The following is an 11366-nucleotide window of genomic DNA, read 5'->3' as shown; positions in this document are numbered from 1 at the left end:
ATGAAGTACAGCTTCACCTGGCGCCAGCCGTTGCCGTACGCCGTCGCGACCGTCCTGATCAGGTCCTCTTCCGAGACCATCTTGTTGATGACCTTACGCATGCGCTCGCGGCCTACCTGGGCATCCCAGCAAGCCCGTCCGAGGGAGGAAACGATGAACGACAGGCATGAGCGGATGCGGCAGGCCGTCGCCGACCAGGTCAAGGCGGCTGAATGACAGGTCCGGCCATCGAGAGGAGTGGAACCGCGGATGGAGGACGATGAGCACCGAGCTGGAACCCGCCGAACGCAAATGATCCCGACCGGTTCCCCTGCGCCTGTCTGGTGCTGGTGAGGGAGCGGCGGGAGTCGGCGGACATGGATGGCTGGCGCGCCACGGATCTGCCGGCGCCCCGGTGTTTGCACTGCTTGGTGGTCTGGGTGTGGGCATGCTAAGCCTGTTCTGACCCCACCCCCCGTCTGATTAGGGTGGTGGCATGAGTGATGTGTTCGCCGTGGACTTCGCCCTGGATCTCTCGCTCGCCGTGCCGGACGGCGTGCTGGACGATGTGCGGTGGCATCTCGGGGTGCGGGACGACGACGGCGCGCTCGACGACAGGTTCGACGAGATCCCCCTGTTGTCCGGTCGTGGCTCCGCGGCGCGCATCGGAGGCGTCCTGGTGGGCGAATTGGTCCGGAGCGCCGATCGCTGGTCCCTGACCGCGCGTCAAGAAGTGCATGCCGAGCAGCTGGACGAGTTGGACTCGCTGGCCCGGCGGCTGGCCGCCCACGCGAAGACCGAGGGCGTCATCGGGCAGGTGCGGTTCTACGAAGAAGATGTCCCTGACCTGTTCGTCAACACGTCAGGGACCCTTGTGAGAATGACCCTTCGTCCGGCAGGACCGGCGGATTCATAGGCGCGGAATCGAGAGCCTTGCCCATTGACCTGGCTCGACCTTGCTGCGACCGCTCCGGGCTCTCAGGACCGGCCATCGCATTGGCTTTTTGAGCGCGTCGCCCCAGTCCCGGCCGGACCGGGGCGGCAGCAGGCGGGAACGCGCTTCCTGGGCGGCCTGCGTCCAAGCGCTGATCAGCCTGCGCTGGGAGGCCTCGTGTGGGACGGCACACAGCGCCGGATGATCCGGACGCAGCGGAGGTAGGAGATCTCGTCGGTGTCCAAGACCGGGCGCTCGCTGCGGCAGCTCCTGGAAGGTCGAAGGGCACGTCAACAAGGTCAAGATGCTCAAGCGCACTATGTTCGGTCGGGCCTCGTTCAGGCTCCTGCGGATCCGCATCCTCACGCACCCGTGATCGATGGAGACAGGGCTCGTGCAGACTCCTGTCATGGCGCACTCGCAGAAGCACATGTACGAGATGGTCGACGCCCTCGTCACGGCCGGCAACAGCTTCCGTCCACGGCCACCGGGCCTGGGCTCAGACCCGTTCTGGCTGACTGCGGGCAACCCGGTCTGCTACCTCGAAGCATCCATCGACTTCGCCGTGGCCAAGACGGTGCCAGACCAGCCAGTGGATCTTGTAGTTGACGAGGACAACGACTTGATCTTCTGCAAGCTGTGCTGGACGGCGATCCAGGGGCCGACGCACCGTGTCGAGACGGTGTGGAATCACCCGCGCTGAGGTGACCGAACGGCGTCGGCTCGTGCGCCGCAGGCATCACGGACTTCCGGCCAGAGCCATCTTCAAAGAGCCCGTGTGCCACGAATGCGAAAGGAACCGTATGTAGGAACAGTTCTGGAAGCAATGCTGTGCAAGTCATGAAGGTCTGGCCCTTCGGAGCCGCCCTGCGGGGGGAGGCTTCAAACCACCACATGCTGCGAAAGCGGTGACGCGATCGTGGTGAGCGATGTGGAGAAGGCGCCCGAGAGGCGTCAGGTGGGGATCAGGAAGACGAACGCAAGTGAACCACTGCTGAAGTGTCGTTATTGAAATCGAAGTGGCATCAAAACTGGGCCCACGGGATTGGGTCTGGGATAAGCCTGACGGGAGCCCGTCTATTGGTCAGGTGGTGCCCGGCACGGAGGTGGCGTGAGCCTGGTCTGCTGGTCTTGCACGGAACGTGGGAAGGCACGCTTCGACACTGCCGCCCCGTGAGGGCGGCGAGAGGGAGCGCCCTGAGCGGCTGAACCGTGAGGGGCTGAGTACCGGCGCGGAGCGTGCTGGCGGACCGGCCGTAGTAGTGCTGAAGCCCCTGTAACGGGGGTGGAGCGAAGGGGCCGGGTCATCCGTGGCTGTGTGTGTCTGGTCAACCGGACGTTCTCCGGGAGGAGCCGATGGACAAGCTGAAGTCACCGAACAAGCCGTTCGAGATCTCCAAGTGGGAAGCCAGCTCGGGGACGCCGAGTCCGTAGCCCACCCGCAGGGCTGCCAGGCCGTAGGCCTTGGAGAAGGTGCGCAGGACGAGCAGGTTGGGGTGCGAGTCCAAGAGGGCGGGTGTGTCCGGCAGAGCGGAGTGGCGGGCGAACTCCACGTATGCCTCGTCGAGCAGCACGGTGACATGACGGGGAACCTGCCGCAGGAACGTCGACAGGGCGTCTGAGGTGATGAAGCTCCCCGTGGGGTTGTGGGGATTGCACAGAACTACGACGGCGGTCCGTTGGTCGAACGCCGCGAGCAGGGCGCCCAGGTCCTGGTGCCCGTCCGGCGACAGGGGCACGGGGACGGGGTGTGCGCCGGCCATGGTGGCCAGCATGGGATAGGCATCGAACGTGCGCCAGCCGTAGGCCACGGTGCCGCCAGGGCGGACGACTGCCTGGAGCAACTGCAGGGCCACGCCCACCGAACCGCTGCCGACCACGACGCGGTCGCAGGGCACCTGGCACCATGCGGCGATCCGCTCGGTCAGCTCGTCGGGATGGAACTGCGGGTAGCGGTGGGCTTGTGCGACGGCCTCTTGCATCGCCTCGCGTACCGAGGGCAGTGGGGGATACGGGCTCTCGTTGAGGGCCAGTCGGTGCCGTACGGAGATGTCCATCGAATCAGTCCCGCCCACCGTGCCAGCGGACGGCGACGGCACCGGCGAAGTCACCCGCGTGGGCGAATCCTGCGAGCACCACCAGGTTGCCGTCCTCGACCTGTCGGCAGCCGATCGCGCGGTCCAGGGTGATCGGGATGGCCGCGCCGAACAGATTTCCGCACTCGTCGAAGGTGTTCAGGTGCCGTTCGGTGGGCAGTTGCAGTGCCTCCCGCCAGTTCCGCAGAAAGGTGCGGTTGGGCTGGTTGGTGATGAGGAAGTCGATGTCGGTGGTCGCCACGCCCAGCCGCCGGCACAGGTCCGCGACCACCTCGGGGACGAGGCGGTTCCCGCGGGCGAGAACCTTGGCGATGCTGGCGTCGGTGAATCCGATCCGCAGTTGGGACTCGCCCGGCTCCCAGTACTTGCGGCCGTCGTCGGCGGCTACGGTCATGTCCCCGGCGAACTCGCCGATGTGCCGGGTCTCCACGTCGAGGACCGGTGCGTCGGACGACGTCGTCACATACCCCACACCGCAGCCGTCGCCCGGGATCGCGGCCTGAGCCAGCCCGCGCACCTCGGACTGGGTGAACCATTGGCCTGCGGCGCTTTGGGCATTGCAGATCAGAGCGGTCTTCGCATGGGTGGTGGTGAGGATCTGCCGGGCCAGTTTCAGCATGTACACGAAGGAGGCGCAGCCGGCGTTGGCAACGTCAACGAGCCACTCCGGGTTCAGGCCCAGTCGGCGCGCCACCTCGGTGCCGGCGCCCACGAACGGCAGGTCCGGCAGCTGGCTGTGCACCAACAGCACGTCGACGCCCCGGATCTCCTGCCTGCCGTTCCGTTCGATCAGAGGCTGCACGGCGCGTTCGATCATGTCCGCATTGGTCTCGTCCGCGGCCACGTGATGGCGGAACGGCGGGACCTTGAACATGGGGTGGTTGCGGAGCTTGTCCTCGGCTCCGGGGTACTGGGTATAGAACTCCGCGGGTACCGGCTTGCCGGGAAGGTAGCTCGCGACGTCGGTGAGGCTGACCGTCGTCACTTTGTCACCGCCCGTGCCGGAGCCGCGCTGACCGGCAGGCGGTTGTGGTGGCGGTGTTCCAGGATGGCCTTGAGGTTGTTCATCTCCACGGTGTGCCCTGCGTAGAAGAGGTCCCAGTAGTCGCCGACCCAGGGCCGGTCCCGGCGGGGCGCCTTCTCGGGATGGGGGTTGGTGTCGTAGTAGGGGTGCCGGCAGTTGGTCCAGGTGATCACCGAACCCGGCTTGTCCAGCACCAGACGGGCCGGGACGACGCGCATCAGATAGATCATCCACAGCTTCTCGCCCTGATCCCAGGAACAGTGGTAGCCCACGGTCCCGGCTTCGGAGTTGGCGACCACCTTGCAGTAGATCCTGGTGTCGTCCTCGAGCCGGTCGTGGCCGACCCACAGCCCCGGTGTGCCCGAGGGTGCGAACCCCCGCAGGCTGTAGGTCCACTCTTCCAGGTGGTGTCCCTGGCGCAGATAGTCGTAGGCCAGCTCCGGGGGGCAGTCGACGTACTCGTGGATGGTGCAGTACTGCCCGTAGACCTGATGGTGGGGGTAGACGGCATGAGTGAGCTCCAGGCAGTGGGCGGTCAGTTCTTCCTTGCCGGAGTTCTCGATCCGCAACAGACCGGGGACGTCAGCCAACGTGGACGACTCCGCGCTCATCTGAACTCTCCTTGCTCTCGGTGCCGTTGGTGCTCTGGGTGACTTCGGTGAACGGTTGGAAGGGAAGGAACGGCGGAATCTCCCGCGGGTCACAGTTCACCTCGACGAACACCGGGCCGCGGCCTGAATTGCCGCGTAGCAGTGCCGTGCGCAGCTGTGCCGCGTCGCCGGCCGCTGTGACATCGAGGGACGGGAAGGCGGCGGCCACTCCGGCGGCGAGGTCGGTCCGGGCGAACAGGTCGTCGTTTCGGACACAGCCCTGGAAGAACTCCTCGCGCAGCGCGCACATGGCGTGGGCGTTGTTGTTGAAGATCACGAAGGTTACGGGTGCGGCGTACTCCAGGGCGGTGTGCACTTCCATCCCGTGCATGAAGAAGGCGCCGTCCCCGGCGAGGACGTAGGTGCGTCGACCGGTGGCGAGCGCGGCGCCGATGCCGGCACCGAAGGTGTAGCCCATCCCGCCCATGCCGACTGCCACCACGAAGCGGCCGCGGCGTGGTGCCGGGAGCAGATGGACGGCGCTGGCCCCTGCGTTGCCAGCGTCCACGAAGACGTGTGCGTCCTGCGGGAGCGCCGCCTCCACCGCGGCGACCGCCTGGGCATAGGGGATGGTTTGCCCATCGGTCTGACGACGCTGCGTTGGCATGGGGGTGGGAAGAGGACCGGAGTGCGGCGGACAGGGACGCGTGCCGGGCGGCAGACGGGCCGTCACCGCGCGCAGCACTTCCCGCAGGTTCCCGCCCAGCGCGGTGGCTGCCACGAACGGTGGTTCGGGGCCGAGGCAGACGACGTAGGTGGTGGCCAGGGTCTGCTCGAGGCCGCCGCGTGCCAGGAGCGGCAGTCGGGACCCGACCAGGAGGCATACGTCGGCTCGCCGCAGACAGTCTTCGACATTGGCGTGGCCCATCACTCCGGTTACGCCTGCGAATCGGGGATCACGGTTGTCGAAGACGTCTTTGGCGTCCGGAGTGACTGCAACCCATGCCCCAAGCCGCCGGGCCAGTTCGGCCAGCTCCGTACGCGCGTCGGCGGCGGCGAGATCTTCACCGGCGATGACGAGGACGCGGCCGGCCTCGCGAAGGATGTCCGACACGGTGGTGAGGGCGGCTCCGTCGATCCGCTCCGTCGGCGCAGTCGGCGTCAACACCCGTGGTGTCGAGCCAGCGCCGGGGCGGGGCACCTGGATCTGTGCCTGCTGCACGTCCTTGGGCAGTAACAACACGGCCGGCCCGCGTGGATCGGCCTGGGCAGCCGCCACCGCCCGGGGCAGCAACTCCATGAGGGAGCCCGCGTCATCCACCCGGGCGCAGAACCGGGAGACAGGTGCGAAGACCTCCCGAGCATCGAAGGAACCCGCCTTGCCGCTGGAGTCCTGGAACGCCCCGTGGCCTTCCTGGCTGGTCGGCGGCTGGCCCACCAGAGCCAGCACGGGCACCCGCGAGGCATGGGCTTCCGCCAGACCCGGTACGAGATTCATTGCCCCACCGCCCGAAGTGGCGGCTACCACGCCGATGCGCCGGGTGGTGCGTGCGTGTCCGTCGGCCATGGTGACGGCGGAGAACTCGTGTTTGGCGACGATGCCGCGGACCGCGCCGCTGCGGTGCACGGCGTCGTACAGGTCCTCGATGTTCGCGCCGCCGACGCCGAACAGGTGGGTGACACCGGCCCTGGCGAGTTCTGTGACCAGATGGTCGACCACGCGTACCGTTTCCGGCTCACGCAGTTTCGGGGTCGTGCCTGTCATGCGGGGCTCCTCTTTCCCTCGTGGTGCCGGTCGATGAGGCCGGATGGCGAGATAACCTGAAAGCGGTGCCGGTATTCCCTGGGGGTGAGTCCCAGGGTTCGCCCGAAGGAGCGAAAGAAGGTCTCGGTGGCGATGAATCCGCAACGGCCAGCTATCTGGCTGATCGTCAGATCGGTGGTCTCGAGCAGCTCGCGTGCGCGGGCGATACGCGAGCGCTCGACGTACTGGCCGGGTGTCGTGCCCACCGTGCGCCGGAAAACTCGGGCGAAGTTGCGCTGACTCATGTGGGCCTGCCGCGCGATCTCGGCCACGGGCAGTGGGTGCTCCAGGTTGCCCAGGATCCACTCCTGCGCTGCCCGGATCGGCGGATGATCGGCCAACTGGGCGTCAAGGACGGCGCTGTATTGGGACTGTCCCCCGTGGCGCTTGAGGAACAGCACCAAAAACCGTGCTGTCTCCAGCGCCAGCGCCGCACCGTGATCGGCCTCCACCAGAGCAAGGGCCATGTCGATGCCCGTCGACACGCCCGCCGAAGTCACGAAAGGGCCGTCCCAGACGAAGATCGGCTCGGCGTCCACCGTCACGTCCGGGTAGCGGCACGCCATTGCCTCGCTGTACGCCCAGTGAGTGGTGGCACGTCTGCCGTCGAGAAGACCCGCCTCCGCCAGCAGAAAGGACCCGCCGCACACGGAAGCGACTCTGCGTGACCGGGCTGCTGCCCCGCCGATCCAGGAGACCAGCGCCCGGTCCCCAAGCGCATCGTTAAGGCTCCAGCCGCCCGGCACCAGGAGCGTGTCGATCGGCCCCTGCCCCGCCTCCAAGGGTGAGGCTTCCACCACCACTCCCGAACTCATGCGCACCAGCGGTGCATCGGCGGAGACGAAGTCGATGCGATAAGGGGAGCCCGAGGCGTCGAGGAGCCGGTTCGCGGTATCGAAGACTTCAATCGGTCCGGTGATGTCCAGGGCCATTGCACCCGCGTACACCACCACAACAACACGTCGCTCCAACACAGTCACAGCCTGTATCGACCACCCCACTGGCTGCAATGACAGATTGCTGACGGATCCGGCCAACAAGCCGTCGCTGAACAACGAAGAGACGCGCCGACCAGGCAGTTCGCACGTTCAGCAGGAGAACGCCGCGTGAGGCGGCTCACAGGGCACCGCTGCAACGGGGCACGCAACGACTGGTTGCTTTGGGCCCGATCCCGCAGACGGTTTTTGTATTGATGGTGACGGTGCTCAAGTGGTCGTGTTCTGCATGTGGGTCTCCGGTTGGGTGTGGTGGGCGACTGCGATCGCGCAAGCGGCGCGTACGAAGGCGGCGACGGCCGGTGAACGGGCGTCCTGGGGCCACGCGATGGCCAGTGTGCAGTTCGGCAGGTCGCTGACCGGCCGGTAGACGACCCCGGGGCGCGGGTTGCGGCGGGCGACCGAGGCGGGCGCGAAGAACACGATGCTGCCCGTCTCGACGAGGCTGAAGATCTCCGACAGGTTCGACGCGTGCGTTGTCGCCCCGGGCGTGGGCGGCGTGGTTCGGCCGTGGTCGGCAGGGGCGCCGCTGGGGAGGTTGCGGCCGGCCAGGTCTGCCAGGCGCAGCTGGGTACGGGCGGCCAGCGGGTCGCTGGCGGCCATGGCGACCAGGACTGGCTCGGTCAGCAGTGGCTCACTGTCCAGCCCGCGGTCGTCGATGGGGCAGAGCACGAGTGCGACATCGGCGAGGCCGTCGCGCAGTGCCTGTGGTTGCGCGCCGAACCCTCCGAGGACCAGTTGAGCGGGCAGTGCGGCGGGGTCGGTGCTGTAGGCGTCCAGGATCTGCGGCAGCAGGCCGCCGTCGATGTCAGCTTTGAGTGCGATCCGCAGCCGCGGCGATGCGCTGCCCGCGTGGCGGGCCCGGTGGGCAGCGGCGGTGACCGCCTCCAGGACAGTTCTGGCGTCGCGCAGCAGGACCTCGCCGGCGCCAGTGAGTCTCACCTGCCGGGTGGTCCGCTCGAACAGCGCCACACCGAGCTGTCGTTCCAGATCCCGGATCGTGCGGGACAGAGGGGGCTGTGCCATGCCCAGTCGGGCGGCGGCGCGCCCGAAGTGCAGTTCCTCCGCGACCGCGACGAAGTAGCGGAGCTGCCGCACCTCCAGGTCATTCATATCTCCAGGGTATCAATCGCGACCAAGGTGGTCCTTCACCTGCGCCGTTGCTCCCGGTTCACTCGAAGGCGACCGCACGGCGCGCCCCCGGGGGTTCGCCGTCGACCGCCACGCGATGGAGGCACTCGTGATCGTCATTACCACGCCGACCGGTGACATTGGCCGACAGGTCCTGGAGCGCATCCTGGACAGCGGTGAGCCGGTCCGGGTCATCGCCCGCGACCCCTCCCGCCTCCCGGAGCACGTGCGCGCAAAGGCAGAGGTGGTGGAGGGCTCACACGCCGACGCTGACACGATCGCGAAGGCGCTGGAGGGCGCTGACCGCCTGTTCTGGCTCGTGCCCCCGGCCGGCTTCCGGGACGCCGGCCCTGCCATGAGCTACTACCTGGACTTCACCCGGGCCGCCGCCCAGGAAGCTGCGAGCCGGGGCGTGCGGATGGTGCACGTCACCTCCCTGGGGCACGGGTACAGCGGCGAGGCCGGCCTCTTGTCGGCCGCGCTCGCCATGGACGAGCTGATCGAGAGCACCGGCGTGCAGTACCGGGCGCTGGCGCTGCCGTTCTTCATGGAGAACGTCCTGCGCCAGGCTCAGCCGATCGCACAGCAGGGCGTGTTCGCCATGGCGAACACCGCGGACCGGCCGTTGCTGACCGTCGCCACCCAGGACGTGGCCGCGGCGGCGGCAGCCCTTCTGCTCGACACCACCTGGAGGGGGCGGGCCCGCGTTCCCATGGTCAGCCGCGACAGCCTGACGCCCGACGCCATGGCCGAGATCATCTCCGAAACCCTGGGCCGCACGGTGCGCTACCGGCAGGTGCCGCTGGCGAACTTCCAGGCCCACATGGTGCAGCGCGGCGCGAGCCCTTCGCTGGCCCAGGACATGGCCGACATGGTCAACGCGCAGAACAACGGCATCTACGACGCCGAAGCCCGCGACCCAGCCGCTGTCACCGACTTCCGTCAGTGGTGCCAGAACGTCCTGAAGCCGACCGTCCGGTCCTGACCAGCACACCCGTCGCGTCCCAGGGTGCGCGTATGCGTTTTCCTTCCCGTGGGCGTTCTGGGCGCTCGATGCCCACGGCTTACGCGTCAGCCAGGGAGCCGCGCACCGGGGTTCACCGCGGTGTCGTCTGCGCGAACAGACGCATGGCGTTGGCTGTGGTGGGCGTTCGCCACGTGGCATCTTGCGCCGATGGCTCGGCCGTGTCGGTCGCCGCGATGTGGGTGTCGGCGAGTGGTGTGGGCGTCCGGGAGTAGTCGCTGGCGAAGAGTACGTGGCCGGGGCCGGCCAGTTTCAGCAGTGCTGGGACCTGGCGTGGGAAAGCGGTGCCTGCCACGTCGTTGTACAGGGAGCCCAGTTGCTCACGGCGCCGCGCGGGGACGCCGCCTGCGAAGGCACGAAGAGCCGTATGAACTCGTTGATGCGGTCGGCCAGGACCGGGATCGCGCCACAGCAGCGCGCAACGGGCATCAAGTCCCGTAATTCTTAGCCGAGTTCAGGATCAGGCGAAGGCCATGCCCACGTCCCGGAGACACCCGAACGAGTGGTCATCGGGTTCGCTTGTTCGGCGCCGAACGTAGGTGAGGATGTGCTCTCGCCGTCAGGGGTGTGGGGCCCACGGGTCGTCGTACTCCATCGGGTCAGGCTGTTCGGGGTGGAGCATCGTGCGCAGGCAGCGCTGCAGCCCCGTCTCGCCGGATCCACCGGCGGCGGCCATCCAGGGGAGGTCGTCCATGGTGCGGGCGCGCTCCTCGGTGGCGAGGCGGTTGACGGCTGCGCGCAGGTCGTCGGGAGCGGCTTCGTCGGTGAGGCAGAGCCATCCGATCGCGGCGGCCAGCCGGACTTCGGGGGCTTGGGTGTGGTCCTGTCCGTAGTTGCGCAGCAGGGTGGTGGTCGGGGGGTTGGGGTGGGCACGGGCGATTTCGGCAGTGGCGAGGAGCAGTGCGGCGCACACGTCCGGGGCCGGTTCGTCGGCGAGCCGGGCGCGGAGGGCGGTGCGGACGGTGCCGTCGAGGTCGTCGGCGGTGGCCAGGGCGTAGGCGGCACGGATGCGGGTCGCCGGGGCGGGGTCGTGTAGCAGGGGCAGGAGGAGGGCGGCGTCGGCTGTGATGGCGGCCCGGGCGGCGGCGACCGACCAGCCCGCCGGGTAGCCGGTCACCTCAAGGCCGTAGTCGTCGTAGTCGTCGTGCCGGGGCCCGGTGCGGTGGAGCAGCAGTTCGGTGCGGGAGGCGATTCCGAAGTGGCGGGCGCGGGCCGGGGCGGGCACCTCGGCGAGCGCGGCGTCGCGGTGGCAGTGGTGTGGGTCGGCGGCGATCCGGATCAGGAACGCAACGGCGAGTGCGGCGGCCGCCCGCAGGTCGTTGGCGCACATGCCGCTCACCACACCCACGCCGGCGGGAACGGGAGATTCGTCGGCGCGGAGCAGGCGGACAGCCTCCCGGACACGGTCCCCCTGGGGGAAGTTCTCCCAGGGGACTTCGTCGAGCAGGAATCTGTCCTTGGCCTCGGGCTGGATCGCGGCCGCCACCGCGCGCACGTCGAACGGCCCGTCCGCGAACGAGGACAGTTTCACGCCGTTCACCAGGGCCCGGCACATCGCGTACGTCGGGTCGGTTCGCCAGTCGCTCATACCCTGTCTTCCATGGTCGATTCTCATCGGAGCAGATCATGCCCGAGCGGACCGGCGTCGATGGCGAGGCACTTCCCTGACTGCGCTCGGGACTGCGGCGCTTTCCCGAACAGACCGCGCGAAGGCGTGATCGTCAGGCTCACCTGTTCGCAGTTGGGCGTTAAAGAACAAGCTCAGCTTGTTCTTCAACCACCGTCGGCA

Annotated in this window: 10 protein-coding genes; 3 read left to right on the top strand and 7 right to left on the bottom strand. The window is 68.1% G+C overall.

Translation table 11 applies throughout. The features are described 5' to 3' along the window. The first annotated feature begins 475 nt into the window (after nt 1–475). Nucleotides 476–895 (top strand): hypothetical protein, encoded by a 420-nt coding sequence (locus ACZ5NW_RS35895; RefSeq protein WP_468748224.1) that lies wholly within the window; start codon nt 476–478, stop codon nt 893–895. Between the two features lie 427 nt (nt 896–1322). Beyond that, the gene (locus ACZ5NW_RS35890; RefSeq protein WP_453174709.1) at nt 1323–1616 is read left to right on the top strand and encodes a hypothetical protein; all 294 of its coding nucleotides are present in this window, start codon (nt 1323–1325) and stop codon (nt 1614–1616) included. A 625-nt stretch (nt 1617–2241) separates the two neighbouring features. Here ACZ5NW_RS35890 and ACZ5NW_RS35885 read toward each other — a convergent pair. The 6 genes from ACZ5NW_RS35885 to ACZ5NW_RS35860 all read right to left on the bottom strand — a co-directional run bounded on the left by ACZ5NW_RS35885 (nt 2242) and on the right by ACZ5NW_RS35860 (nt 8535). Next, complete coding sequence (locus ACZ5NW_RS35885; protein WP_468748223.1) at nt 2242–2988, bottom strand: aminotransferase class I/II-fold pyridoxal phosphate-dependent enzyme; 747 nt, start codon at nt 2986–2988, stop codon at nt 2242–2244. After that, the gene (locus tag ACZ5NW_RS35880; RefSeq protein ID WP_468748222.1) at nt 2975–3994 is read right to left on the bottom strand and encodes a 3-oxoacyl-ACP synthase III family protein; all 1020 of its coding nucleotides are present in this window, start codon (nt 3992–3994) and stop codon (nt 2975–2977) included. Before ACZ5NW_RS35880 ends, ACZ5NW_RS35885 begins: the two co-directional genes overlap by 14 nt. Beyond that, nucleotides 3991–4644, bottom strand: a complete 654-nt coding sequence (locus ACZ5NW_RS35875) for an SRPBCC family protein (protein ID WP_468748221.1) — start codon at nt 4642–4644, stop codon at nt 3991–3993. The genes ACZ5NW_RS35880 and ACZ5NW_RS35875 overlap by 4 nt, the downstream gene beginning before the upstream one ends. Next, a complete protein-coding gene (locus ACZ5NW_RS35870) occupies nt 4616–6388 on the bottom strand; it encodes a thiamine pyrophosphate-binding protein (protein ID WP_468748220.1) in 1773 nt (590 codons plus the stop codon). The genes ACZ5NW_RS35875 and ACZ5NW_RS35870 overlap by 29 nt, the downstream gene beginning before the upstream one ends. Then, nucleotides 6385–7380, bottom strand: a complete 996-nt coding sequence (locus ACZ5NW_RS35865) for a GlxA family transcriptional regulator (protein ID WP_468748231.1) — start codon at nt 7378–7380, stop codon at nt 6385–6387. Before ACZ5NW_RS35865 ends, ACZ5NW_RS35870 begins: the two co-directional genes overlap by 4 nt. 252 nt (nt 7381–7632) lie before the next feature. Next, nucleotides 7633–8535 (bottom strand): LysR family transcriptional regulator, encoded by a 903-nt coding sequence (locus ACZ5NW_RS35860; RefSeq protein WP_468748219.1) that lies wholly within the window; start codon nt 8533–8535, stop codon nt 7633–7635. A gap of 127 nt (nt 8536–8662) precedes the next feature. On the opposite strand from ACZ5NW_RS35860, the gene ACZ5NW_RS35855 reads away from it, so the two are divergent. Then, the gene (locus tag ACZ5NW_RS35855; RefSeq protein WP_468748218.1) at nt 8663–9538 is read left to right on the top strand and encodes an NmrA family NAD(P)-binding protein; all 876 of its coding nucleotides are present in this window, start codon (nt 8663–8665) and stop codon (nt 9536–9538) included. A 598-nt stretch (nt 9539–10136) separates the two neighbouring features. Here the strand turns inward: ACZ5NW_RS35855 and ACZ5NW_RS35850 are convergent. After that, a complete protein-coding gene (locus ACZ5NW_RS35850; RefSeq protein WP_468748217.1) occupies nt 10137–11165 on the bottom strand; it encodes a hypothetical protein in 1029 nt (342 codons plus the stop codon). Between the last annotated feature and the right edge of the window lie 201 nt (nt 11166–11366).

This window comes from Streptomyces sp. NPDC032126 (assembly GCF_055580085.1).
The sequence above is the reverse complement of the archived record's forward strand: the minus strand, read 5'-3'. Positions and strand labels throughout refer to the sequence as shown.